Source organism: Nostoc edaphicum CCNP1411, assembly GCF_014023275.1.
Taxonomy (GTDB): Bacteria; Cyanobacteriota; Cyanobacteriia; order Cyanobacteriales; family Nostocaceae; genus Nostoc; species Nostoc edaphicum_A.
Genome location: NZ_CP054698.1, coordinates 5,792,770 through 5,817,639, shown reverse-complemented (window position 1 = coordinate 5,817,639; position 24,870 = coordinate 5,792,770). Strand labels below are relative to the sequence as shown.

The following is a 24,870-nucleotide window of genomic DNA, read 5'->3' as shown; positions in this document are numbered from 1 at the left end:
TGACAAATGACAAATGACAAATGACAAACAATGATTTTATCGGGCTAGCAATTTCTTATATTTACGCAACTAGTCTGCTTATTATTGGCGAAGGACTGCGTAGGCTATTGGGCGTAAAGCCAGATTTGACCCGCAAAGTGATCCATATTGGTGCAGGAATGTGGGTTTTCGGCGTCCTGCTGCTATTTAATCGCTGGGAAATCGGAATTATACCTTTTGCTAGCTTTATCGGACTCAACTACCTGTTTTACCGCTACCGATTCATTGGCGCAATGGATAGCCAGGATAGCTCACCTGGCACAGTTTATTTCGCTATTTCAGTGACGCTGTTGTTCGGGTTACTGTGGCGACCAGATGGGCCTGTAGATAGTGTTGCGATCGCTGTAGCTGGGATAATGGCAATGACCTGGGGTGATGCACTAGCAGCATTAATCGGTAGGCGCTTCGGACAGCATAAGTACCAAGTGGGAAATTCTGTGCGTTCCTGGGAAGGTTCAGCAGCAATGTTTGTGGCGAGTACAGTGGTGATTTTCTTGGTGCTATTGTTGCTACCTGGCTCGTCCCTGAGTCCCCTAGCAACGCCTTTAGGTTTAGGATGGGCTTTGTTAACGGCTGTGGTAACTGCTACTTTCGCAACCCTAGCAGAGGCAGTCTCACCTCACGGCACAGATAACCTCAGCGTACCTCTAGTAGCAGCGGGGGTAGTTTGGATTATCATGCAGGGATTTTAAAGAACTCCCAATGACCTCGTTCCCAATACGGTTCGGTTAAGGTTTTTTGATGAAAATTCTAGATCCAAAGACGCGATAAATCGCCGTCTCTACAAGGATCAATCTTTTGTAGAGACGGCGATTTATCGCGTCTCTTGCCTTAACCAAACGTGAGTTCGATGAACCTCTCCCTCCCAGCCTCCCTCTCCGAAACGGAAAGGGAGGAGCAACGAAAAATTCAACCTTTTGCTCCCCTCTCCGTGTCGGAGAGGGGTTGGGGGAGAGGTCAAATAAGACTTGTCGAACTCACGTTAACCAAACTCCTAACTCCTAACTCGCAAACTCACAAACTCACAAATTCCAATTGCGGCGGAAATGGAAAAAGCCTTCTAAAAACTCTTGCATAGCAATGTTGCTATTTAACTTTTGCTTACTCCACTCTCTTGCTGTTTGTTCCAGAATTTCTGAGAAACTGGGATAGACGGGAGATAAATTCGCTAAATCTTTGACTTTAATTTTTTGTGACATTGCCAAAGCAATCAAATTAATTAATTCTCCAGCTTCTAACCCCAATATTGAAGCTCCCAAAATTTCACCATTGCGTAGCACAATTAATTTACATATACCAGTGGTTTCGCCTCGAAGTTGAGCTGCTGCCACTGTTTTAAAATACTGTCGCAAAACTAAAACTTCATCTCGACGAAATTGGCATTTTGCCTGAGCCTCTGTCAGACCAACTTGCGCCAGCATCGGCACAGAAAACATTGCCCAAGGAATGGAGCGATAATTTACTTGTAATCTGGGGAAAAACAGTGCATTGTTCAGGGCAATTTTTGCTTCATAATTAGCGACATTCGCAAAGTCGTAACCACCAATTACATCACCACAAGCGTAAATGTGCTGGTTAGTGGTTTGCAGTTTATCATTCACCACTAAGCTACGCCGATGCCATTTCACGCCTACCATTGCCAAATTTAGAGATTCAAGATTCGGCTGTTGTCCAGTCGCCACTAAAATTTCATCAGTTTCAATGGCCTTATCTCCTGCTTGAATCCACTTTTTATTCTCAATTGCCCTCACCTGAGTCACTGGTTTATCGGTGAGGACGCGCACACCTTCGATTTCCAACTGTGCCTGAAGCAATATGGCTATCTCAGGGTCAATATTGGGTAAAAGATATAGATGCTTGACTGCCAACGTCACACTGCAACCAAACCGCGCTAAAGTTTGAGCAATTTCAATACTTTGGGGAATTCCACCGATAATTACCCAATTTTGAGGTAATGTCTTTCCCTGTAAGGATTGCCAAATATTAGAAAGGGTAAGATAGCCAGTGGTTTGCAATCCGTCAATCTCTGGAATTTCTGGACGTGAACCACTGGCTAGCAAATAGGTACGGGCGCGTAGAAGGCGATTGTTAACTGCAAAAGCTAGTTGGGGTGAAGATTGAAATTGACCACTACCAACGATGATATCGACTCCCTGTGCGGCTAGAATGGCTGGAGAATGCTGTTCTCTGAGATTTGAGGCGACGCATTGAGCATATAGCATCGCTTCTTGCCATGCCATAGATATGTGGCGTTCTTCTGAGGTATTAGTGTGTGTGGCATAAATACCAAAACCAGCAGCATCATTCAACTTCTGCGCCAGTTTACCGATTTCGGTCAGAGCATGGTGATGAGTGAACCCGTAGTCTACTTTAGGTTCCACCAGGGCAACTGTAGCACGTAGTTGGGTTGCAGCAAGAGCAGCGTAGTATCCAGCAAGACTGCCACCAATAATTACAACATCGTAGTCAATTGTCATTTGTCATTGGGCATGGGGCATTGGGCATGGGGCATTGGGCATTGGGCATGGGGCATGGGGCATTGGGCATTGGGCATTGGGCATTGGGCATTGGGCATGGGGCATTGGGCATGGGGCATTGGGCATGGGGCATGGGGCATTGGGGAGAGTGATAAATTATCTCATCTCCCCTACTCCCCACTCAGCACTCAGCACTCAGCACTCAGCACTGAGTCTAGCGCTGTGAGTAAGCGTTGGTTATCGGACTCTTCACGTACAGCAACCCGGAAAAAGCGATCGCCTAGTTCTTTAAAACTAAGGCAATCGCGGATTAAAATCTGATTATGCTTGAGTAATTGTTGCTGTAACTGCGACGTAGACTCTTGGGACTCAACAAGTAAAAAGTTAGCAGCACTTGCTTCGGGTTGCAATCCTGGTACTTTAGCCAAACCCTGAAAGAGTTGATTTCGTGCAGGTGGTAGCCATGCCCAGGTTTGCTGCTGAAACTCCTTATCCTGGAGTGCCGCAATTGCCGCCGCTGCCGCTAGTGTGTTTACAGGCCAGGGGTCACGCCATAGCTGCCATTTAGCTAGGCAGTCGGGGTGTGCGATCGCATATCCTAATCGCAGCCCAGGAAGACTGTAAAATTTGGTTAGCGATCGCAATATTACTAAATTCGGATATTCTTGCACCACCGGAATCAGGCTTTGTTCCTCATTAGGCGGCACAAAATCCATAAATGCTTCATCCACCACAACCAAAGCAAATTGCTCCAGGTAGGGCAATATAGAGTCCCGCGAAAATAGTTTTCCGGTTGGGTTGTGGGGATTATTCAGCAATAATCCTTTGTCCTTTGTCCTTTGTCCTTTATCCTTTGCCAATGACAAAGGACTAATGACCAATGACCAATGACCAGTGACTAATGACAAAGGACACTCCAGCACATTAGCGTTATACGCTGCCAAGGTTCGGTAATAGTCACCAAAGGCTGGAGTGATTAAAATTATCGCGGCTAATTGAGCTAATTCCCTACCTACTAAAGTGAGTAATTCTGCGGAGCCGTTACCCGGCAGAATCCACTCAGGAGGCAATTGATGGAAGTGACTGAGAGCTAGTCTCAGTTCACTATAGTTTGGGTCTGGATAGTGCTTAAGATTACCAATTTGGGACAGTATAGCAGCGATCGCGCTGTTTGGAGGCCCCAATGGGCTGATGCTAGCAGAAAAATCCAGAATAGCGTCAGGGGGACAGCCAGCCAGTGCTGCTGCCCAGGCTAAATTTCCCCCGTGTGCAGGTTGCCGCATTAAAAAAGAGTTCCCGAAGACAGAACCTATGCTTTTGGGGGTGCTACCTTTTCTCTAAACAGTTTTCCTGCCGAGAAGGCAGGAACCCTCGTCGCTGGGATTTCCATCTTTTCATTTGTTTTCGGGTTGCGACCTTCGCGGGCTTTACGTTCCCGTGATTCAAATGAGCCAAATCCCACCAACGTTACCTTATCACCAGAGGAAACCGCTTCAATAATCGTTTCCAGAGCGGCAGTTAAGACTGCATCCGCTTGTTTCTTGGTAACACTAGCTTTTTCAGCTACGGCATCAACTAATTCACCTTTGTTCATGTCAATCTCCTGAAGGTTTACTTGAGATTTTTTTACGGATGCACCTTGATACATCAGTACTGGAATCTCTGTTCGCAGAAATACAAAAATCATCCTTTGGGAGTATTTTTACTCAAAACGGCTGTACATCCCATCGGCTCGACTTTTCAATGAATCATTCTAAGGTGTTGTAGCCTGATGTGGATAGATGAAACCATTAATTTATATAGATTTCAGGATTTTTTGTAATTTTAGGGTACTTGTTTCACTAAAAACCACCCCAAAAGTAGGAAAAAATACCTAGTAAATACCCCTATTGCCAATAAAACAGAGGAGTGGAGAGGTGGAAGATGGTCAGCATTTGTTGTGATTAATTACCGTTGTTGAAGAATTATTGCTGAGTCATCTAGTACCCCCATTAGTTATTCCCAGTCACAGACGAGTCGAGCCAAGGTAAGGAAGCAGTATGATCGAAACGACTACTAGGGGCGATAAATTATGACTCAAGCCATACCCAAACTAGTAACCTTTGAAGATTTTGCAGCCTGGCGGCCCGAAGGCGGAAGGTATGAATTACATGATGGCGTGATTGTTGAAATGGCACAACCACCGGGAGACCATGAAGATGTTGTTGGTTTTGTAGCAAGAAAACTAACAGTAGAATTTGACCGATTAAATTTACCTTATACAATCCCCAAAACTGCGCTTATTAAACCAACTAAGTCGGAATCTGCTTACTCCCCAGATGTGCTATTACTCAATCGCCCTAATTTAGTGAATGAGCCGCTATGGAAAAAAGAATCAACTGTAAGCCTTGCAGCATCAATTCCCTTAGTGGTTGAGGTAGTTGGTACCAACTGGAATGATGACTACTACACAAAACAGGGTAAGTATGAGGGCATTGGAATTCCTGAATACTGGGTTGTAGATTATCTCGGTCTAGGCGCTAAAAAGTTCACTGGCAACCTCAAACAGCCTACTATATCTATTTATCAATTAATCGATGGTGAATACCAAGTTACTCAATTTAGAGGCAGCAATCGCATCCTCTCGCCTACTTTCCCGGAATTGAATTTAACCGCCGAGTAGATTTTTCAAGCTGGAGGTCTGCCAACGTAGCCACAACTCCACAGGCTGTTTTATTATGTGAAAACTGAAATCCACACACCGAACCTTTTACCAAATTCGTTGTATGTTGAGTACAAAACCAGGTAAGATACTTTCCCCGGAAATAGTTTGAGGAAATTCTAAAATTTCCACATCTTGTCCTGGACGATAAATTTCTACTTCCTGTTTTTTTCGGTTGATCAACCAACCTAGACGACAACCATTTTCGATATACTCTTGCATCTTTTTCTGAGTTTTTTTCAAGCTGTCATTAGGTGAAAGTATCTCGATCACAAAATCAGGACAGAGGGGAATAAATTTTTCTTTTTGTTCTTTAGTCAAAGCATCCCAACGAGATTTTTCCACCCAAGAAACATCTGGAGAACGGTCAGCCCCCGACGGTAAAGTAAATCCAGTTGACGAATCAAAAACTTCCCCCAATTGATTTTGGTCGTTCCAGAACCATATTTGAGCGTTAATAGTAGAATTACTTTTTCCTGTTTCTCCTCCTGTAGGTCGCATTATAATCAACTCTCCTTGGGCATTGCGTTCTAATTTTAAATCGGGGTTTTCTTCACACAATTGATAAAACTGCTCTCTTGTCAGTTTAATTACAGAATTGAGGTTTAATGTAAGTGCTGTCATAAGAGTATTTCCCAAATGAATATAATGCGATGTGCAACTTATTCTTAAAACCCCTCTCCAAACCTCTCCCCGAAACGGAGAGAGGCTTTGATTCTTGCTCCCCTTCCCTGGTAGGGAAGGGGTTGGGGGTTAGGTTTGAGAGTAAAGTTGCACATGGCGTAATATAAGTTATTTTCATTCTTCTCTACCCTGTAGCCCTTAATCCTACTTGTCAACAAGAAGAACCCCGACTTCTTAAAGAACTCGGGGATCTGAGTTTTTGCCAGAGGTAACTCACCTGCTCATTATCTTTATTGCCTACCGGGAAGCTTCAACCCTCGACGCTCAAGGATTTGCCGCACTTCTGGGCTGGGATTGTAGTTATAACCATAGGAGGAGTTTTCAGAGTCATCCATAATTTGAGGTGTGAGTAATACAATCACCTCATTGCGCTGGTTGGATCTATTTGTACTTCTAAACAGCGCACCAATCAGTGGAAGATCGCCCAAAATAGGAATCTTGGAAATACTTGTCCGGTCTTGGTCTTGAATAATCCCTGAGAGAATTAGTGTCTGACCATCTCGTAAACGAATTAAGCCAGAAGTAAGGGAACGCTCAGAGACTAAAACAATTTGTCCATTTCCTGTACTTTGTGAGGCTGTGGGAGCGCTGACTGTAGGAGCAACCGATAGAGAAACGAATCCATTATCGTCAATCCGGTCAATTTTCACACTTAAGGTTAAGCCAACTTTTTGTTTTTCAATTGTTCTTTCTGTCCTAGAACCACCAGAAGTATCCGTTGTTTGGAGAGTTATATTTCCCACCACTTCCTGAGTCAGATTGACAAGAGCCTGCTGACCTTCTTGGACAATTAAGGTTGGGTCAGTCAAAATCTTGGCATTGCCATTTGTCACTTGAGCTTGCAAGCTACTGAGAAGACGTTTGGGAAATTGGTATAGAGAAGGCAATGCTGTAGTAGCCGTACCAAGAGTACCTTGTGTGGTACTTGATGTACCATCGGCGTTTATTGTAATAATGTTATCGGTCGCTGGAGTAATATTAGTGAAACCTGGTTGTAAGGCGTTTGTGCTGCCAGGCGAAATAGGTTGATAGAAAGAACCACTTCCTGGGTTTGCAACTCTAGTAATATTACCATTTGCGTCTATTACTACTGTACCTGGGGTAGTTCCTGGAATAGATACGCTACTGTTAGGATCAAGAAAAGGCGTTCCTGTAATTGGATTCGTAATAGTAGGTGTCTCAGTCACACTGTTTGCTACTTCAGAACTAGTAGCTGGTCTTGAACCTCCAAAATTGAGACTTGCTGCACCACCATCACTGCTGAAGTAGTTGTTGCCAATCCCAAAAGAAAAGCTAGTGTTATAGTCCTGAGTGTTATTGAGATTAACATCGATAATCTTGACGTTAACTACCACTTGACGACGGCGGATATCAAGCTGAGTTAGTTGAGCCATTGCCATCTGAACTAGCTTGGGAGGCCCAATCAAGGTTAAAGAATTAGTGCGTTCATCTCCTAATGCCTGTAAACCTCTCAGTAATGGGTTAGAGTCTTTGAAATCAACGCGTTGAGTTTCGACCTTGGTTTCTGTAGTTGTCTGAGCTTGTGTGATGGGAGCAGCTGCATTCCCAACAGCTACAGCACTAACACTGGTAACTTGTCGTTCTCGGCTGATGGCACTTTCTGCCCCCAAGCCAACCAAAAAGTTGATGGCGACTCCCACCGTTACCTGATTGAGTCGCAGGTTACGCATAACCATGTCACGGGTTGAATTAGGTAGTTTAGGCCCCACAAAAACTGTGCGATTACTGCGGTTAGCTTCTAAACCACTCAAGCGCAAGACGTAGTTGAACACATCTTGCACTGGTTCGTTTTCTATATCTAAAGAGATTGTTTGAGAAACTGCTGCACCAGCAGCACCAGCAGCTTGCTCACCTCCGATATAAGCCAGGTTCAAATTAGCCGCACGGGCAAGCAATGACAAAACCTCACGCACTGGCGCATCTCGCAGGACTAGACGGGGTACACGTTCCTGAGTTCCTAAGTCAATGGTGCTAGGAGAAGCATCGGTATTAGAGATGGCAATATCTCCCACCGGTGGGGCGACGGCTCTAGGTAAGAAAGGTGGAGCCTGACTCAGAGGTTGACCTGGCCCAGCAGCCTGTGCAGGTTGTCCGTCAATGGTGACTTCCGGGTTAGGAACGAGAACCCCTGAATTTTGACCCGGTTGGGCTGGGGTATTAGCAGGTGGTGCTGTCGATGTTGGCGCTGTTGGCGTTGGTGCTGATGCTGTAGTGCCTGTGGATGGGCTAAAGCTGAGTGTAATTCCATTTTGCGATCGCACCACGGGTTGACTGCCAGGTGCGTTGTTACTGCCAGTTACCGTCACCCGAATGCTATTGGCATCAAGCTGATTAACCTCAACAGAGGCAATTCCTGGTGCTGGGCTATCTTGACGAAAACTATTACCTTGTGGTAATCGTAATTGAGTATTGATAATATCTGCAATTAAAGCATTGCCTCTTTTCGTAGTGAAAACTTGGGGGCGTGACCCGGAAGAAGTTTTCAAAGCAACGCTAATTCCACCATCAACTGCATTTAACTGTACATTAGTAACTTGGCTGATTTGTGCCCAAACTGGTTGAGCTGCCAAAAATACAAAAGCAGCAGTACTCAATATAAAACTATTACCGTGAAGCTGTTTCACAGTTCATTCCTCACCTAATAAAACCTTGTTTACAGACAATTTGTGCGTAGGCGCTCAGAAACCACGTCTACACGAGACTTTACCCACCTCTGTGGGTTTCAAACCCTCAATTTCTTCTTAGTCTGCGGAGACGGACTACCCTGCGGGAACGCCAAGGGCGAACGCTTGTGTAGCCGCTAATTCTATTTGCCCTGGATTTAGTTGACTACTTTTTCGGGGCATTTTTAGCTGCCGCTGCCGCTATTTCTTCTGGACTAAGTGGCATCAATACCTGTAATTGGAATGATGTATTAATCGCTGCTGGTCCTACCTGCATCGGTGTTTTATCTAATGGGGATCTTGACTCTACTGGAGCCAAAGTTGCCACATAATCTTTAACTATTAACAAAGGCTGTAAGCGCTCAATGTTACGCATTATCGATTGTGTTTGTTCGTAAGTTCCTGTAATTTCGGCATTGATAATGCTGCGTTGCAGCTTACCGTCAACCTGTAGTCCTAGAGTTCCATCGGTAACTGGTTCTGGTTTTTGGGAAACAGGCACAAATTTCTTCAGTTTGGCTCTCACTGCATTAATAGAAGTTGGAGTATTACCAGACTCTATTAAGCGGTTCAGATCCAACAACAATGTATCTAAGGTTTTTTCGTTAGCAAATAAACCTAAAACCTGAACTTTTTGCTGTTTTGCCTGTGCTAGTTCGTCTTTAACTTTTTCAATCTGTTTGATATTGGCTTTTTTTTGCTCAATTTGCCCTTGCAATTCAGTGCTTTTTGCTTGCTGCTGCTGATAGCTTTCCCAAGCTGGCATCAGCAGGTTTAACAATATATAACCTGCTCCTGCTAAACCAATTACCCCCACTAAGATCCCAATAATTTTTGGTGTGAAGGCAATACCAAATACCACGGGGTGGGCTGGCGTTTCCGAATCGAATTCTCCGCCATGTTCAGCAAAATTTAAATCATCACTCAGCGTCATTTTGAAATGACTCCTGTTTGTTGCATATTACGAATTCGAGTAACTAACCCCACTGTGCCTTTTTTTTCTAACTCTCGGATTAATTCCGAAGCTGGAACATCGCTCATACTCGATTGAATAGTGTATTTAACTACCTGGGGTGGCTTAATTATTACAGCAGCAGGAGATTGACCTCCACCTGGTGGTAAGGGAGCATCTACTAACGATGCCGTCAGAATTCTGCTTTCTGTGGACTTCAAGAAGCGAGACTGCTGTAAACTCAACAAGAAATCATTGACATCGTTAAATGAACGAGCCAATCCGGTAATTTCTAATCCCCCGGCGGGATTGCCTGTTGGCTGCCCTGCCACTGCCGCAGTGGGTGAGATTTGCTTGATGTTCTCAATTTGCACTGCTGCTGGAATGCGATCGCGCAAATCTTGCAGCATTGCTGACCAAGGACGAATCTGGTCAAATACAGTCACTAAAGCTTGAGTTTCACCTTTAATGGCATTCGTCTCAGCTTTGATCTTATTCAGATTTCCTATTTCTGTATCTAACCTCTTGCTTTCCTGATCTAGTTGTGCTATCGTCCCCTCTAGCTCAACAATCTTCCCTTGTAACAACCACCAACCAACTCCCAATAAAGCTGGAAGACCTACACCTAGTGCAACTCCCACATACACTGGTGTCATATTCCCTGTAGGCAGCTTTAGCCCTATTCCTCCCTTTCTCTCAGGCTTTTTCTGGTATGCTGGGCGGTCTTTAAGAAAGTTAACATCTAGGCTGTACATTTATTACACCTCCCGCATTCCTAAACCGAGTACGATCGCTAAACCAGAGCGTTGTACCTGTGGATATTTATCAGTGTCAACTTCTAAGGACAAAGCCCCAATTGGATCTATTTGGGTAGTTGGCAAACTCAAGCGTTGGGTAAAGAATTCATCTAGCTGTTGGAGTCCACCTCCTGGCCCAGCTAATAAAATCTGCGCTACCTCCAAATTTTCACTTTGATTGAGGTAAAAATCGATGGAACGGCGCAGTTCATCCGTTAGTTCTCCCAATACTCTTAATATGGCTGCCATACCAGGATCGATTTCGGTGACGCCAGTTTTTCCGCCGTCTATGGGAGTTGGGGGAATAATCATTCCGTGTAACAGTTCCATATCTCGTGATGTGGGTAAGCTCATTGCCCTTGCTAAGGCCGTTTGCATTTGATAAGTCCCGATTGGGACTGTGCGCGAAAATTGCGGCACTCCGTTAACGATGATGGCAATTTCTGTACTATCGAACTCTATATCAACTAGTACTGCTGCTTCTTGCGGCCCAAATTGCCGCAGTTGCTCACGAATAGTCCGAATTAGCGCAAAACTGTTAATTTCTAAAACATCAATTTGCAATCCTGCCTGCTCGAAAGTACTTATATAGGTATCTGTTATCTCCTTACGGGTTGCAACTAAAAGTACATGTACTTTTTCAATGCCATCCTCGTCTATAAAGTAGTCAAGTTTCTGATAATCTACATCAGCCTCTTCACGAGGATAGGGTAAATACAAACCTGCTTCATGGTTTAGCACCATTTCTCGCAGTTCTTTGTCATCTAACTCCGTTGGCACTGGTATAATCCGAACGATGGAATCTCGCCCTGGTACACCAGTAGCAACACGAGAAGTTTTGATTTTGCTCTCAGCTAGCGCCTGCTGGATTAATTGCGCCATTGCTGCGGGGTCAGTTATTTGACCATCGGTAACTACGCCTTCTGGAACTGCTACAGATGTAAAGGTTTCTAGTTTCAAGCCTTGACCCTGCTTGCGTAACTGAACTACATTTACCCGTTCGGGAGCAAGTTCAATGCCGACCCCTTTTTTCGATTTGCCAAACAGACTATTGAAGCTTTTTACCACAGTTGTGCCCGCTGGACTGCTAAATTGAAAATTTAAATGATACTAAAAACGGACTTGGTGCTAAGTAATTTATTTAGCCTATAATCTCGACAATTCTGATCTAAGCTTTTGACACTGAGCAAGCGTAAAAATACTGGGAAAATGATTCAATTGCGAAAATTTAAACAACTTGTTGCTTTTACACTACTTGGCTTATTAACCAGTTGGATGGTAAGTTGTAGCACAGGTAATGTTGGTACAAATACAAAACAAGCTACTTCAGAAACGGCAACTGTTGAGTTTTGGACGATGCAACTCCAACCTCAATTTACCGACTACTTCAAAAGCCTAATTACGAATTTTGAATCGCAAAATCCAGGTATAAAGATTAACTGGGTCGATGTACCTTGGGCGGCGATGGAGAACAAAATATTAACAGCTGTCTCAGCAAAAACGCCACCTGATGTAGTTAACCTGAATCCGGGTTTTGCTTCCCAACTTGCCGGACGAAATGCCTGGTTAGATTTAGATGCAAAAGTCCCAAACGATGTACGTTCCTCCTATCTACCGAATATATGGAAAGCAAGTACGCTTAATGGCAAGAGTTTTGGGATTCCCTGGTATCTCACCACACGGTTAACCATTTATAACACTGATTTATTAAAACAGGCAGGTATCAATAAAGTCCCTGCAACCTACGCAGAATTGGCACAAGCAGCCCAACAAATTAAAGATAAGACAGGGAAATATGCCTTTTTTGTGACTTTCGTACCGCAAGATTCCGGTGAAGTGCTGGAATCTTTTGTGCAAATGGGAGTCACGCTAATAGATGCTGAGGGGAAAGCGGCGTTTAATTCAGCACAAGGTAAGGCAGCCTTTCAGTATTGGGTAGATTTGTATAAAAAAGGGTTACTTCCTAAAGAGACTTTAACCCAAGGACATCGCCACGCGATCGATTTATACCAATCTGGAGAGACTGTATTTCTAGCTTCTGGCCCAGAGTTCCTGAAAACGATCGCAAATAATGCCCCAAAAATTGCTCAAGCTTCGGGAATAGCACCTCAACTGACTGGGGACACAGGTAAGAAAAATGTCGCAGTGATGAACATAGTTATTCCCCGCGATAGCAAACAACCAGACGGGGCTGTGAAGTTTGCTTTATTTGTCACCAATGACGAAAATCAGTTAGCTTTTGCTAAAGCTGCAAATGTCCTACCTTCTACAGCCAAGGCATTATCTGATAGTTACTTTAAAGATGTTCCAGCTAATGCTTCAACAGTTGAAAAAGCACGAGTTATTACTGCTGAACAATTGCAAAAAGCAGAAATATTAACTCCTACTTTGAAAGATTCTAAGAAACTGCAAAAAGCAGTTTACGAGAACTTACAAGCAGCAATGTTAGACCAAAAGACTGTAGATAAAGCTGTAGAAGATGCGGCGCAAGAGTGGAACAATAGATAAATTTGGGCATTGGGCATTGGGCATTGGGCATTGGGCATTGGGCATTAATCAAAAATTTCTCCTTTGTCCCTCTCCTCTATTCCCCATTCCCCATTCCCCATTCCCCATTCCCCATTCCCCATTCCCTATTCCCCATTCCCCATTCCCTATTCCCTTGTTGTAAAAAATCGCCTACTAGATAAAGGGAACCACACAAAACGATTAAATCGTCTGTGGTGGCGGTTGAGGTTGCGGCTTCTAATGCTGTGAATAAATCTGGATGGATTTGGCGATCGCTTAATTGGGGACAAAGGCTGTAAGCTAGGTTTGCTAATTCTTGTAGATCAGCGGAAGTTCTACCTGGCCAAGGTTCTATTGGTATTGGTACTAGAAAAAGGCGATCGCCTGGCCGCAACAGGGCGGTGAAAATATCAGCATGATCTTTATCAGCAAACATTCCCATAACCCAATTGACGGGGTTAGGGTTAACTGCGTCTAAGCTATCAACATACTGGCGAAGAACTTGGGCGGCGGCGGTATTATGAGCGCCATCAAGTAATAATTTATAGTTCTTCCAGATAGTCCATTGCATCCGCCCTGGCCATTTAGTTTTTGCCATACCATTAATTATGGCTTCTTCAGAAATCTGCCAACCCTGTTGTTGGAGAATTTTTAAAGCAGCTAAAGCCAAAGCAGAATTAGTTAACTGAATTTGTCCCGCTAACGGTAATGGGTATTTAATTAATTTAGAATTTTGAATACTTTGATATTCTGCCCATCCTGTAGCGATTTGATGGGCGGGTTGAGGCGTAAAAATCGGACATTGTAATTCTAAAGCACGCGATCGCACAACTTCTTCTGCATCCGGTGGCAATTCTCCAACCACAACGGGACATCCAGGTTTGAGAATACCTGCTTTTTCTCTAGCAATATCAGCGATGGTAGGGCCAAGTTGCTGCCAGTGTTCCCGACTGATGGAAGTGATGATTGTAACCAAGGGTTCCAAACAGACATTTGTAGCATCTAAGCGCCCTCCTAGCCCGACTTCTACCACAGCCACATCGACTTGCTGCTGTGCAAAATATAACCAAGCAGCTGCCGTAATTACTTCAAACTGAGTTGCAGAATCATCACCAGCACGAATAGCAGCTTGGACTTTTTCTAATAATTGGCTCAATTCCTCAGAAGAAATTGGCTGTTCATTTAGACAAATACGTTCCGTCCAATCGACTAAATGGGGGGAAGTGTAGCGTCCTGTACGATAACCAGCTTCAGTCAGTACAGAGGAAAGATAGGCACAGACTGAACCTTTGCCATTAGTACCAGCAACATGAATTACTGGGACTTGGTGATGAGGATTGCCGAGATTTGCCAATAGATTGACAATGCGATCGAGTCCCAGATGGACACCAAAGCGTTGCAAGGGTTGTATTACAGAATCGATATCCAAGTCTTAAGGGTGGGGAATAGGGAGTGGGGGGATGAGGAAGAAGCAGGGGGGCAGGGGAGCAGGGGGCAGGGGGCAGGGGGCAGGGGGCAAATAAAAAATTGCCTCTTATTTCCTCTGCTCCAAGCTTTGTCCACCTCTGCCTCTTTTCAATGCCCAATGCCCAATGCCCCATGCCCAATCCCCGATTAATGAATTTAAGCTTCTCTATCCAAAAAGCCTTGAATTTGTCTTAAAGCCGCAGCGCCAATATTAAACACTGCCCAGCTAGCTGCGATCGCAACTGGTGCTAAAACGATCGCTATCCGGTAATCGATATCCATATCTAGAACCCCTCTCTTAAGTAGAAATTAAAGTTTTGTCAACTGCTCTCATTTTTATTTTTAGCTGAAGTGGGCAATTTTTCCAAATACAAATGTAAAGAATGTTTAATTATGGGGCATTGGGCATGGGGCAAAACAGTTCCAAGTTCCGTTAGCGGTAGCGGGGCATTGAGCCAGTGATGAGTAAAAAAGTGAGATTCCTCACTCAGCACTCAGCACTCATGACTCAGCACTCTTGAGGGGCATTGGGCAGAGGAAAAAAACTTACTCCAACTTCTCCCCCAGTCCCCAGTCCCCAATCCCCACTCCCTAAGCCTTGCTAAAACCAATATCAGTACCCTTACCAGCATGAACTAAAGCTAACTTTTGGTAACGTTTAGCGTGTTCAATCAGTTCTGCGGCTTCAATATCTGTTATTTGGCGTAACACTTTGCCAGGAATACCCACCACTAGGGACAGTGGCGGTACATTTTTTGTTACCACTGCGCCAGCGCCAATAATACTACCAGTACCTACTCGTACCCCGTTTAAAACCACTGCGCCAATGCCAATCAAACTTCCACGCTCAATGTAAGCGGAATGTATCACAGCGCGATGCCCTACGGTAACATGATCTTCTAAAATTGTGGGAGAACCAGGATCGCCATGTAAAATTGCACCATCCTGAATATTTGTGCATTCGCCAATTTCAATCAGTTCTACATCTCCCCTAACCACTGCTCCATACCAAATGCTCACTCCTGGTGCTATATTTACCAAACCCATTACAACAGCATTGGCTGCGATGAAGGCAGCTTGAGAAAAATCGGGAGATGTCCAGTAAGAAGCGGTAGACACGATAGAATATTAATATGGTACCCAGGAACACTGGAGAAACTCCAACCTTTGAGGCTGGTTGCACAACCAGGATATCACAGCGTTAAGCCTCTACGGAGAGGAAAACACTAGTGATAAGTGCTTCTACTACTGCAACTCCGTGTCTGTGTAGCAGTGAGCAAGTAACCCAAAGTAGTGGAGCCGAAGTGTATAATCCAATCCACTAGTGCTGGTGAAGACAAAATTATGTTTGTACGCACTTCATGATGAATCCAGGCTTTCAGTACCCGATGTTTGGGCCGGAAATACAGTGTCCCCATTGTCGCCAGACTATTCCGGCACTGACTTTGACAGATACCTATTTGTGTCCACGTCATGGCGCGTTTGAAGCTGATCCTAAAAATGGAGAGTTAATCCATTTGCAATCAGGGCGTCATTGGCGGAGGTGGAATAATGAATGGTATAGACAGCATACTCATCCCGATGGTATTCGCTTTGAAATTCACGAAGCATTAGACAAGCTGTATACCCAAGGCTATCGAGCAACAAGAGTGATTATTGCTCGACGCTATCAGGAATTAATGAGTGGCTACTTGGAACGCAGTACACCTTGGCGTTCTGGACAACCAGAAGCTACTGCTGCACGCTTGTACGGTTTACCCGTGGAGTTTAGCCCCGATGAAACCCCAGAAGATCCCTGTTGGGAAGTGATTAATTTTGACTTGGAAAAAGAGCCTGGCGTCCCTGTACGCTACCCTTATTTCAGGTTGTTTGAGTAATGGTCAGTAATTAGTGCTGAGTGCTGAGTGCTGAGGAAGAAGGAGTTTTAATTGCACTCAATTAAAAAGTTTTTCATCCCTAGAATTTAAGTTTAAGGTCTTACTCAGCACTCGTTACTCAGCACTCAGCACTATTTTTGTTATGCACCACGCCTCTATTCGGACTGCGAATATTCATCGAGCGATCGCTTTCTACGAACTTTTAGGGTTTACAATTTCGGAACGCTTTACTACCGGTTACACCCTGGCTTGCTGGATGGAAGGATTGGGCGGGAGAATTGAACTGATCCAAATTCCTGAGCCAAAACCAGCCCCAGATGCCTTTGCTGATGAGCATTATGTCGGGTATTATCATCTCTCGTTCGATTTAACTGAGATTACACCAGATTTACCTAGCTGGTTGACAAATTTACAAGAACGTGCAGTAATCGCTGCTGAGACTCAAACCGGAGAATTAGAACCGTTGAAGGTACTTTTAGAACCGACACAACAGCAAATAGGCGATTGCATTTACGAAGTAGCTTTCATCGCCGATACTGATGGTTTACCTCTGGAATTCATTCGAGTTTTAGCAAAACTGCCATAATTTAGCTTTTTTATTACCTTTATTGCTAATATATTGTTTTTCTGTATTGTTACTGAGGCAACAGATTTTTTTGCCAGATTAAATTATGGTCACTTTCCAAAATAATTATGTAACTTAAATTACAGATATATTTACTAAATAGATGTATGGATTTTCCAGATTTTATAAATATCCTTTACCGTTATTACTTTTAAGCTTATGGCTAGTAGCGGTTTTTTTACTGAGTGATCAACCTGCTCATAGCCAACATACAGCCACATCTAACAAAGAAAAATACCAGTCAACCTTGATAGCAAAAAGAATAATGCCCTCAACACTGACAGAAAATGTCCGTAAGACAGTGCTGGAAAATGGTCTAACTGTCCTGACAAAAGAAGTGCATACTGCGCCAGTGGTGACGGTGCAGGTGTGGTACAAGGTTGGCTCACGTAATGAAGAACCGGGCGTGAATGGCATTGCCCACCAGTTGGAACACATGATGTTTAAAGGCACGAAAAATCGTCCGATTCAATTTGGACGTTTGTTTAGTGCTTTGGGTAGTGATTCCAATGCTTTTACCAGCTATGACCAAACTGCATATTACGGTACTGTGGAACGAAACAAGCTAAAAGCGCTCTTAGTGCTGGAAGCGGACAGGATGCAAAATTCCCAGATTGAGCCAGAACAACTGGCGAGTGAGAAGCGGGTAGTAATTTCCGAGTTGCAGGGTTACGAAAATAGCCCAGAATATCGCCTCAACCGCGCCGTCATGCAGGCGGTGTTTCCCAATCATGCTTACGGGTTGCCTGTAGGTGGTACCAAAGCTGATGTCGAAAAATTTGAAGTTGAGCAGGTACAAAAATATTACCGCAACTTTTACACTCCCGATAATGCCGTCTTAGTAATTGTTGGAGATTTTCAAACTGCAAACACCCTCGAAACAATTAAAGAGGTGTTTGGAAAACTACCGAGGAGGCAGGAGGTAGGGGGCAGGGGGCAGGGAGCAGGGGGCAGGGAGCAGGAGGCAGGAGTTATTTCTCGATCACTCAGCACTCAGCACTCAACACTCAGCACTCAGCACTCAGCACTCAGCACTCCCATAGTATTGCGAGAACCTGGAGCAGGAAGACTTTTACAAGTTGTGTATCCGCTACCGGATGCAAATCAACCAGATGTACCTGCGCTGGATGTGATGGATTACATCTTGACAGAGGGGCGGAATTCTAGACTTTATCAGGCATTAGTGGAATCAGGTTTAGCTAGTGAAGTTACAGCATCCGTTACGAGTTTGCGAGAATCTGGCTGGTATGAGGTGTTGGTAACGGTTGGAGCTAAACAAGATTTGAAAAAAATTGACTCAGTATTGAGTCGTGCGATCGCTAATGTAGCAGAAAAAGGTGTGACATCTGAGGAAGTAGAACGAGCCAAAACCCAGTTAACAGCAGATGTAATTTTGAGTAACCGTGATATCACCTCTCAAGCAATGCGATTGGGCACTGATGAGACAACTGTTGGTGATTATCGCTACACAGACCGCTATTTAGCAGCTGTTCGTCTGGTGAAGCCAACGGATGTTGTCGCTGTGATTAACAAATACCTAACAAAAGAAGCACGGACAGTAGGTTTTTTTGAACCAACCCAAAAGTTAATAACAGAAGTTGGTGACAAACCAGACTCAGCCCAAACTACAGAAAATTTCTCTCCTGGCGCACCTGTGCTTCCTTCTGAGGTGGGGAAATATTTACCGCCTGTGGATTTGGCTACAGATGCAATCGCTCAAGTCTTACCACAGGAATTTAAATTTACTAACGGATTGCGGATATTACTGTTACCAGATCATAGTACTCCCACCGTTACTCTGAGCGGTCATATTCAAGCCGGGACGGAATTCGATCCAGATGAGCAAGCTGGACTAGCTGCTTTTGTAGCAGAGAATTTGCTAAGTGGCACTGACAGCAAAGATGTATTCACTATTGCCAAAATCTTGGCAGAACGAGGGGCGAGTTTAGACTTTGAAGCTTACCGCGAAGGTGTGCGGATTGAGGGTGATAGTTTAGCCGAGGATTTGCCAATACTCCTGGAGATATTGGCTGATGTTGTTAAAAATAGTAGCTTTCCAGCAAAAGAATTGGAATTGCACCGTCAACAAACTTTAACTGATCTGCAACAGGAATTAGATGAGCCATCAGAAGTAGCTAGAAGAATATTTGTCCAGTCAATTTATCCGAAAAAACATCCCTTACACACCTTTCCCACAGAGGAGAGTTTACAGCAGATTCAGCGCCAGGATGTGATTGATTTCAAAGCTAAACATTATCGTCCAGACACGACAGTGCTAGCGCTGGTGGGAGATTTTGATCTAGACAAAGTGCGATCGCTCATTAAAAATGAATTTGGTAACTGGGAAGTTAGCGGCCAAGCAGCAACATTAAAATATCCCCCAGTGGCAATGCCGGAGAAAATAGTGAGTGTCAACCCAGTTTTACCAGGTAAAGCCCAAGCTGTTACATATATGGGTTATACGGGTATTAACCGTTATGATCCTCGGTTTCACTCAGCCTTAGTATTGAACCAAATTTTGGGAGGCGATACCTTATCTAGTAGACTGGGTGCAGAAGTGCGCGATCGCCAAGGTTTGAGCTATGGAATTTATAGCTACTTCCAAGCTGGGAAGAATTCAGGGACATTTTTGATTGAGATGCAGACTAGTCCAGAAGATAGCACCAAAGCGATCGCTAGTACCCGCCAAATGCTACAGCAAATCCATCAACAAGGTGTCACCGCACTCGAAGTAGAAACAGCTAAACGCACCCTCATCAGCAACTACAACGTTTCCCTGGCAAACCCTGAAGAATTAACAGATAGAATTCTGATCAATGAAGTCTATGGACTAGAGAAAGGAGAATTACACTCCTTCACTGATAAAATCCACAAAGTCACCCTTGAGCAAGTTAATCAAGCGGCTCGTGAGTTACTTCACCCAGATAAAATCGTGGTAGTTACTGCTGGCCCATCTGTGTTAGCAGAGAAAAGCATTAGGTAGTACTTTGTCAAGCTATTGAGGGTTTGTAGTAAGCACTAAAGTGCTTAAAAAATAAGGACTAAAGTCCTTACTACGAACTTTCTTATACCAATTTGAAAAAAGAATGCGACAAATAGACCATTTGTAGAGACGCTATGAATCGCGTCTTTCACCCAAGGATGTGTTGCAATCATTAATTGAATTGGTATTACCCATCAATTTAAAGTTGACACACTACTAGAGATGGACATTAGGGATGGATAATATAAAGAATGGGTAAAATGGTTTTTCCCGCTACCTATTAATAGCATTGTCTTTTGAGAACTACTGATGATAACTTACAACCATTTATACCAAATCATAGTTACATCTCTTGCTTTCACAACTACTGCTTGGCTGCAAATATTACAACAAAAATACGTGATATTAACGTTGTTCCTAGGACTAAATTTCATCGCTGTTACTCCAGCAATGGCGGCGAATTTGTCTGGCGATTTGCTCAAGCAACCAGCTACAGAAATTACAATTAGCTTGGGTAATTCGGCTAACGAACTCAAGTTTGAACCAAATCATTTGGAATTCCTGGCTGGCAAACGCTATCAACTACAACTTACCAATCCCAGCCAACTGAAGCACTATTTTACTGCTAAAGATTTTGCCGATGGCATCTGGACACAAAAAGTCCAAGCAGGCAAAGTAGAAATTAAAGGAGCCATTCACGAACTAGAACTTAAGCCTGGTGCTGAGGCCGAATGGGTATTTGTGCCTCTGAAATCTGGTACTTATGGCTTGCGTTGTTCAATACCGGGACATACAGAAGCAGGTATGACTGGAGAGATTGCCATCAATAATTAGAAACTATTTGACTAAGTATTTGGTAGCCGTTTAATGTTTCAATTAAAGATAATTGATCTAGATGCCATAGTGTGTATCCAAAAATCAGTGATAGCAGTTTTGATTCAAGTCCAACACATTAAGAGTATGCGAATGTGTTATTCTATATACGTTAGCGGCTAAACTGGAAGAATCTCGATCAGGGATTAAAATAACTTAAATTATAGATATTATTTCTCAAGTAATCTAGAGAAAGCATTCATACTTCAGCGGCAGAGCCACCAGTAATTATTAATTTCCTATGAACATTTTCAGTAACTTACTTTCTCAAGCTACTCAGCCTGCACCTGCGAAAAAACAACGCCGAGGAATTGAAATTAAATCGCCACGTGAAATTGAAATCATGCGGCAATCAGCGACAATTGTCGCAACTGTTTTAAAAGAAATTTCCGAGCTAGTAAAGCCGGGAATGACTACGGCTGATTTAGATGTTTATGCAGAAAAACGTATCCGCGAAATGGGTGCAACACCGAGTTTCAAAGGATATCACGGTTTTCCAGGTTCTATTTGCTCCAGCATTAACAATGAAGCTGTACACGGCATTCCTAGTCCCAAGAAAGTTATTCGTGCAGGGGATGTATTAAAAGTAGATACAGGAGCTTATTACCAAGGCTTTCATGGTGATTCTTGCATTTCAATTGCTGTCGGTGAAGTGACACAAGAAGCTGCTAAATTAATTCGCGTAGCAGAAGAAGCTTTATATAAAGGCATTGAACAAGTAAAGGCTGGTGTATACCTACTTGACTTAGCTGGCGCAATTGAAGACCATGTGAAAGCTAACGGCTTTAGTATAGTTGAAGAGTTCACTGGACACGGTGTCGGTCGTAACCTGCACGAAGAACCTTCAGTATTTAACTACCGTACCCGCGAGATGCCAAATGTTAAACTCCGTGCGGGGATGACACTGGCAATTGAGCCAATTTTAAATGCGGGTTCTAGACATACGCGCACATTATCTGACCGTTGGACAGCAGTCACTATGGATAATTCTTTGTCGGCTCAGTTTGAGCATACAGTATTAGTGACAGAGAATGGTTATGAGATTTTGACTGACCGTTCTAAATTGTAATTATTTGTTGTTGAGAGATGTGAACCAATTCAGTAATCTTTAAATGAGAAAAAGCATGAGGGAGATAAGGTAGAATTTTCTTCCTTATCTCCTCCATACTAGACTTTTTCAAAGGGGTTACCTAAGTCCTGCTTACCTATTCAAGATTAGTGATTGGGCATTTACCTGTAAGCATATCTTTGAGGATAACTAAATATTCACTAAATGAAATATACACAGTTTTGTCTGGTAGAGCATTTGTTTGAGGAAATGGTCGAGTGTAAATATTAGATATAGAGTGATGTAGTGAATGTTCTAGACAATGGTTATGGGTGATAAACAGAAAAAATCTTTCTAAAATACCAGAAGATTTCAAGTTTCTGGTTTTTAAATTACGCTCTTTTAAGTTCCCTTCTATAATCAGGTTTCCATGTTCTATGAGTTCACAATGATGAACTATAAAAGATCCTATCCAACAGGTAATATAATCAGAAACTACAATTTGACCTGTAGTTACTCCTAATAGTAAATGCGAAGTGTAACCAATCCCACCCCAAATAAGAATCCGCATCAAAATAGAAATTATTAGTTTCCTAAAGCAGTAATGCTGTTTAAGTTTTGGATGCTTCAATATTTGGAACTTTGCCACGATTAAAACAAATATGTTCCCTAAACATATTTCCAAAAAGTTATAAATAATTCGCAATATTTTATTCTTAATCTCTCCTAGAGGATGAAACTCTATATCATTGTAAGTATTCACTTGAGAATGATGATAAGGATGTACTATATCAAAGGTTTGTGGATCAAGAAAAATCATCCAAGATAATATTAAGTAAAAAAACTTATTGTCGATGTCGGGGAAATATTCATGCCAACATTCATGCATAAGTTGTGCTAGCAAACAGAGAATATAAACTCCTGGAAAAACTATAAAAAAGATGGAAAACATATTTATTGAAGCATAAACATAAGGCAAAAAAAACAGATATATCACCCAAGCTAGTGAAATATAAAAAAATTTTACAGGTTGTTTATCTACTAATCGAATATTAGTAATAACTGACATATTTCATTCCTCGTAATAGCGAGTTTAAGAAGAAATAACACTTTTTAAAAGCCTTTTCGGCTTTTATGTTGATTAATTAGATAGTAACCATAAAGTTGAAAAACATACTATCTAAATTCAACGATACCTCACAATTATTAGACATAATACTTAATCCTTGAGTTAGAAAATCTAAGTTTTAATATTTACACATCTCAATTTTTCTAGACATAATACTTAGAAGATGTCTGAGAACTATCAAATATTTTTGGATTTGCCCAGCAATAACTGCTGAAAACGTTCTGTGATATCTTACCTTGAGTCAAGACAATGGCTTTGCGTATTAATTGTGCTAAACAATGTTGGTGTTTGTCAAATACGCTTGGGTGAAGGGCTAATAGTACAAAATTGTGGGTTTTCAAGAAGCGATAAATCGCCGTCTCTACAAGTGTTTTGGTCTTATCTGAACTGTATTGGAATATAGACGGGAAGTTGAGTTTTAAATTATTTGACTGATAGCCGCATAGTTAGTTTTATAAATAGGAAGTATTTTTTTAGCCTGTATAGAGACAGACGCACTCTCTGGAATCGCTTCTAATAAATTTATTGCTTGCTCCCACTTATGTTTTGCTTGCTGCTGAATTAGTAGTGAGTGAGGCGAATTTTGGACAAATAAATTAGCTTCTATTGCCAGTTTTTGGGCTGATTCTAAGTTTGCTACCGCTTTCTTTTCAATTAGCACTCTTTGACTGATAGATTTATAGTTATTCTGATAGTAAGCTAATTTATTCTTGGCTTGGTCGTAAATTGATGTTTCATCAGGAATGCTATCTAACAAGATTATTGCCTGATGCCATTTAGTTTCTGCTTGCTGCCAGACTTTTAGAGGATGCGGTGGATTTTGAACCAGAGAGGCTGCCTCTAGTCCAAGTTTTTGAGCAGATTTAAACTTAGCGATGGCTGCGCTAGCGTCTGGGACAATCGCACTTCCTTCTTGAGTTAAACTTAGACTAATCTGTTGTAATTGTGGACTTTGCTCTTTAATTTTCCAAGCACCAAAACCCAAGATTAATAAACTTGAGGCTACAATCAAAGCTGAACGGACTAGTTTTGGTGTCCAAAACTTTGGTACTCTTTCTACTTTCTGACTAATGGTTGCTTCTTTATTGCTTTCCTGTTCAATCTTTTTCAGAGCTTGTTCCGCTTGTTCACTTAAAGCGTCACTCTGAATAATTAAAGCAGCTATTTGTTCTTGAAAAAAATCACAATCATTGAGAATATCTGTCAATTCTTGAAATTTTTCCTCGCTCGATATAATTAATTCGTGGTCATCATCTAACCACTCTAAAGCAAAGCCAGATTTCCCATAAAAAGCAGACACTCCTAATAAAATATTTAATAAGCTACGACTGTTTTTAATAGTATGAAAAATATAATTTAATTTTTGCTGTAACTGTAATAACTCTTTTTGAATATTACTGACTTTTTGAATTTGACGTTGTAAAATATGAGACTTAGCAAAGTCTAAGTTAATCTTTAAGTTTTCATTAAGTGCTTTAAACTCAGTAGCTATGCTTGGATAACTAATATCAGAATTTAGTTTATTTACTAATTGCATATCACTAAGGATATCAGCAGCTATTGCTTGCAAAAAATAACCCCATTCAATCCAGCTATCAATTTTTGATTGTAAATCAGTTAATGAAATTTTAGTTTCTGAGTTCCCGAATTTTTCAGCTATGGTTGGATCTACTAATCCTAGGTTAGGGATAAACAAAGTAGCGACTGTACTGATTCGAGGAAGTGTAGCGATCGCAGAATTTTTGGCGTGATCAAATTTCAATTCCTGAGCAATTAATTTTTTGAGATTCCGTAGTTGTTCCTGAGCATTATTGATCAGGATAATTTGTTCCATGATTTCATTAGAATCGCCAATAGTCAGTTTTAGACTCTGAATCAGTGTTGGCAATTCACTAACAAGTATTTCTAAGTTAGCCATAAATACCCCTTAGGGATTTGTCGAAAGTTTATGCAAAACAATTAAAATGGCTTGAGTAAGAACATAACCTCGTCTGTTGCATCTGAGCATCCTAAATTAGTCACAAAT

The 24,870-nt window shown here is 42.4% G+C and carries 22 protein-coding genes; 9 read left to right on the top strand and 13 right to left on the bottom strand.

Features of this window, described 5'->3' with window-relative positions:
* Nucleotides 1-20: 20 nt before the first annotated feature.
* The gene (locus HUN01_RS27315) at nt 21-731 is read left to right on the top strand and encodes a diacylglycerol/polyprenol kinase family protein (protein ID WP_181928777.1); all 711 of its coding nucleotides are present in this window, start codon (nt 21-23) and stop codon (nt 729-731) included.
* A gap of 330 nt (nt 732-1,061) precedes the next feature.
* On the opposite strand, the gene HUN01_RS27310 is transcribed toward HUN01_RS27315, so the two are convergent.
* The gene (locus tag HUN01_RS27310; RefSeq protein ID WP_181928776.1) at nt 1,062-2,516 is read right to left on the bottom strand and encodes a dihydrolipoyl dehydrogenase family protein; all 1,455 of its coding nucleotides are present in this window, start codon (nt 2,514-2,516) and stop codon (nt 1,062-1,064) included.
* Here HUN01_RS27310 and HUN01_RS27305 point away from each other — a divergent pair.
* Entirely contained in the window at nt 2,510-2,668 is a 159-nt protein-coding gene (locus HUN01_RS27305; protein ID WP_181928775.1) for a hypothetical protein, read from the top strand. The two genes, HUN01_RS27310 and HUN01_RS27305, sit on opposite strands and share 7 nt — an antisense overlap.
* Nucleotides 2,669-2,704: 36 nt before the next feature.
* On the opposite strand, the gene cobD is transcribed toward HUN01_RS27305, so the two are convergent.
* Both cobD and HUN01_RS27295 read right to left on the bottom strand, forming a co-directional pair.
* Nucleotides 2,705-3,799, bottom strand: coding sequence for a threonine-phosphate decarboxylase CobD (gene cobD / locus HUN01_RS27300; protein ID WP_181928774.1), 1,095 nt, complete (start codon nt 3,797-3,799; stop codon nt 2,705-2,707).
* Between the two features lie 26 nt (nt 3,800-3,825).
* The gene (locus HUN01_RS27295; protein ID WP_010998076.1) at nt 3,826-4,110 is read right to left on the bottom strand and encodes an HU family DNA-binding protein; all 285 of its coding nucleotides are present in this window, start codon (nt 4,108-4,110) and stop codon (nt 3,826-3,828) included.
* Nucleotides 4,111-4,587: 477 nt separating this feature from the next.
* Between HUN01_RS27295 and HUN01_RS27290 the strand changes: the two genes are divergently transcribed.
* Complete coding sequence (locus HUN01_RS27290) at nt 4,588-5,178, top strand: Uma2 family endonuclease (RefSeq protein WP_181928773.1); 591 nt, start codon at nt 4,588-4,590, stop codon at nt 5,176-5,178.
* An 87-nt stretch (nt 5,179-5,265) separates the two neighbouring features.
* Here HUN01_RS27290 and HUN01_RS27285 read toward each other — a convergent pair whose 3' ends face one another.
* The 5 genes from HUN01_RS27285 to pilM form a co-directional block, all read right to left on the bottom strand.
* Nucleotides 5,266-5,841, bottom strand: a complete 576-nt coding sequence (locus tag HUN01_RS27285; protein ID WP_181928772.1) for a Uma2 family endonuclease — start codon at nt 5,839-5,841, stop codon at nt 5,266-5,268.
* Between the two features lie 290 nt (nt 5,842-6,131).
* Nucleotides 6,132-8,546 carry a type IV pilus secretin family protein gene (locus tag HUN01_RS27280; protein WP_181928771.1) on the bottom strand — a complete coding sequence of 805 codons (2,415 nt, stop codon included), beginning with the start codon at nt 8,544-8,546 and terminating at the stop codon, nt 6,132-6,134.
* A 205-nt stretch (nt 8,547-8,751) separates the two neighbouring features.
* On the bottom strand, nt 8,752-9,519 hold the full coding sequence (locus HUN01_RS27275) for a pilus assembly protein PilO (RefSeq protein WP_181928770.1): 768 nt from the start codon (nt 9,517-9,519) through the stop codon (nt 8,752-8,754).
* Nucleotides 9,516-10,292, bottom strand: coding sequence for a PilN domain-containing protein (locus HUN01_RS27270; RefSeq protein ID WP_181928769.1), 777 nt, complete (start codon nt 10,290-10,292; stop codon nt 9,516-9,518). Before HUN01_RS27270 ends, HUN01_RS27275 begins: the two co-directional genes overlap by 4 nt.
* A 3-nt stretch (nt 10,293-10,295) precedes the next feature.
* Nucleotides 10,296-11,402, bottom strand: coding sequence for a type IV pilus assembly protein PilM (gene pilM / locus HUN01_RS27265; protein WP_181928768.1), 1,107 nt, complete (start codon nt 11,400-11,402; stop codon nt 10,296-10,298).
* A 141-nt stretch (nt 11,403-11,543) separates the two neighbouring features.
* Here pilM and HUN01_RS27260 point away from each other — a divergent pair, with 141 nt between their 5' ends.
* On the top strand, nt 11,544-12,842 hold the full coding sequence (locus tag HUN01_RS27260) for an ABC transporter substrate-binding protein (RefSeq protein ID WP_181928767.1): 1,299 nt from the start codon (nt 11,544-11,546) through the stop codon (nt 12,840-12,842).
* A 76-nt stretch (nt 12,843-12,918) separates the two neighbouring features.
* Here the strand turns inward: HUN01_RS27260 and HUN01_RS27255 are convergent, their stop codons facing one another.
* The 3 genes from HUN01_RS27255 to HUN01_RS27245 all read right to left on the bottom strand — a co-directional run bounded on the left by HUN01_RS27255 (nt 12,919) and on the right by HUN01_RS27245 (nt 15,428).
* On the bottom strand, nt 12,919-14,271 hold the full coding sequence (locus HUN01_RS27255) for a bifunctional folylpolyglutamate synthase/dihydrofolate synthase (RefSeq protein ID WP_181928766.1): 1,353 nt from the start codon (nt 14,269-14,271) through the stop codon (nt 12,919-12,921).
* A 194-nt stretch (nt 14,272-14,465) separates the two neighbouring features.
* Entirely contained in the window at nt 14,466-14,591 is a 126-nt protein-coding gene (locus HUN01_RS27250; RefSeq protein ID WP_069072075.1) for a photosystem II protein Y, read from the bottom strand.
* A 309-nt stretch (nt 14,592-14,900) separates the two neighbouring features.
* Nucleotides 14,901-15,428: a gamma carbonic anhydrase family protein gene (locus HUN01_RS27245; RefSeq protein WP_181928765.1), complete on the bottom strand. Its 528-nt coding sequence runs from the start codon at nt 15,426-15,428 to the stop codon at nt 14,901-14,903.
* Between the two features lie 245 nt (nt 15,429-15,673).
* On the opposite strand from HUN01_RS27245, the gene HUN01_RS27240 reads away from it, so the two are divergent.
* From HUN01_RS27240 to map, 5 genes are all read left to right on the top strand, one after another.
* Nucleotides 15,674-16,186: a TIGR02652 family protein gene (locus tag HUN01_RS27240; protein ID WP_476703933.1), complete on the top strand. Its 513-nt coding sequence runs from the start codon at nt 15,674-15,676 to the stop codon at nt 16,184-16,186.
* A gap of 142 nt (nt 16,187-16,328) precedes the next feature.
* Nucleotides 16,329-16,772, top strand: coding sequence for a VOC family protein (locus tag HUN01_RS27235; protein ID WP_181928763.1), 444 nt, complete (start codon nt 16,329-16,331; stop codon nt 16,770-16,772).
* Nucleotides 16,773-17,076: 304 nt separating this feature from the next.
* Nucleotides 17,077-19,794, top strand: a complete 2,718-nt coding sequence (locus tag HUN01_RS27230; RefSeq protein ID WP_420832747.1) for a M16 family metallopeptidase — start codon at nt 17,077-17,079, stop codon at nt 19,792-19,794.
* A gap of 309 nt (nt 19,795-20,103) precedes the next feature.
* Nucleotides 20,104-20,628, top strand: a complete 525-nt coding sequence (locus HUN01_RS27225; RefSeq protein WP_238845670.1) for a plastocyanin/azurin family copper-binding protein — start codon at nt 20,104-20,106, stop codon at nt 20,626-20,628.
* A gap of 280 nt (nt 20,629-20,908) precedes the next feature.
* Nucleotides 20,909-21,736: a type I methionyl aminopeptidase gene (gene map, locus HUN01_RS27220; protein ID WP_181928761.1), complete on the top strand. Its 828-nt coding sequence runs from the start codon at nt 20,909-20,911 to the stop codon at nt 21,734-21,736.
* Between the two features lie 136 nt (nt 21,737-21,872).
* Here the strand turns inward: map and HUN01_RS27215 are convergent, their stop codons facing one another.
* Both HUN01_RS27215 and HUN01_RS27210 read right to left on the bottom strand, forming a co-directional pair.
* Complete coding sequence (locus HUN01_RS27215; RefSeq protein WP_181928760.1) at nt 21,873-22,784, bottom strand: fatty acid desaturase; 912 nt, start codon at nt 22,782-22,784, stop codon at nt 21,873-21,875.
* A 478-nt stretch (nt 22,785-23,262) separates the two neighbouring features.
* Entirely contained in the window at nt 23,263-24,762 is a 1,500-nt protein-coding gene (locus tag HUN01_RS27210) for a hypothetical protein (protein WP_181928759.1), read from the bottom strand.
* Between the last annotated feature and the right edge of the window lie 108 nt (nt 24,763-24,870).

Excerpts from the sequence above, each read along its gene's own strand:
- HUN01_RS27315 (WP_181928777.1), top strand. The coding sequence starts at position 21 with ATGACAAACAATGATTTTATCGGGCTAGCAATTTCTTATATTTACGCA.
- HUN01_RS27310 (WP_181928776.1), bottom strand. The coding sequence starts at position 2,516 with ATGACAATTGACTACGATGTTGTAATTATTGGTGGCAGTCTTGCTGGA.
- cobD (WP_181928774.1), bottom strand. The coding sequence starts at position 3,799 with ATGCGGCAACCTGCACACGGGGGAAATTTAGCCTGGGCAGCAGCACTG.
- HUN01_RS27295 (WP_010998076.1), bottom strand. The coding sequence starts at position 4,110 with ATGAACAAAGGTGAATTAGTTGATGCCGTAGCTGAAAAAGCTAGTGTT.
- HUN01_RS27290 (WP_181928773.1), top strand. The coding sequence starts at position 4,588 with ATGACTCAAGCCATACCCAAACTAGTAACCTTTGAAGATTTTGCAGCC.
- HUN01_RS27285 (WP_181928772.1), bottom strand. The coding sequence starts at position 5,841 with ATGACAGCACTTACATTAAACCTCAATTCTGTAATTAAACTGACAAGA.
- HUN01_RS27275 (WP_181928770.1), bottom strand. The coding sequence starts at position 9,519 with ATGACGCTGAGTGATGATTTAAATTTTGCTGAACATGGCGGAGAATTC.
- HUN01_RS27270 (WP_181928769.1), bottom strand. The coding sequence starts at position 10,292 with ATGTACAGCCTAGATGTTAACTTTCTTAAAGACCGCCCAGCATACCAG.
- HUN01_RS27260 (WP_181928767.1), top strand. The coding sequence starts at position 11,544 with ATGATTCAATTGCGAAAATTTAAACAACTTGTTGCTTTTACACTACTT.
- HUN01_RS27250 (WP_069072075.1), bottom strand. The coding sequence starts at position 14,591 with ATGGATATCGATTACCGGATAGCGATCGTTTTAGCACCAGTTGCGATC.
- HUN01_RS27240 (WP_476703933.1), top strand. The coding sequence starts at position 15,674 with ATGAATCCAGGCTTTCAGTACCCGATGTTTGGGCCGGAAATACAGTGT.
- HUN01_RS27235 (WP_181928763.1), top strand. The coding sequence starts at position 16,329 with ATGCACCACGCCTCTATTCGGACTGCGAATATTCATCGAGCGATCGCT.
- HUN01_RS27230 (WP_420832747.1), top strand. The coding sequence starts at position 17,077 with ATGCCCTCAACACTGACAGAAAATGTCCGTAAGACAGTGCTGGAAAAT.
- HUN01_RS27225 (WP_238845670.1), top strand. The coding sequence starts at position 20,104 with ATGATAACTTACAACCATTTATACCAAATCATAGTTACATCTCTTGCT.
- map (WP_181928761.1), top strand. The coding sequence starts at position 20,909 with ATGAACATTTTCAGTAACTTACTTTCTCAAGCTACTCAGCCTGCACCT.
- HUN01_RS27215 (WP_181928760.1), bottom strand. The coding sequence starts at position 22,784 with ATGTCAGTTATTACTAATATTCGATTAGTAGATAAACAACCTGTAAAA.
- HUN01_RS27210 (WP_181928759.1), bottom strand. The coding sequence starts at position 24,762 with ATGGCTAACTTAGAAATACTTGTTAGTGAATTGCCAACACTGATTCAG.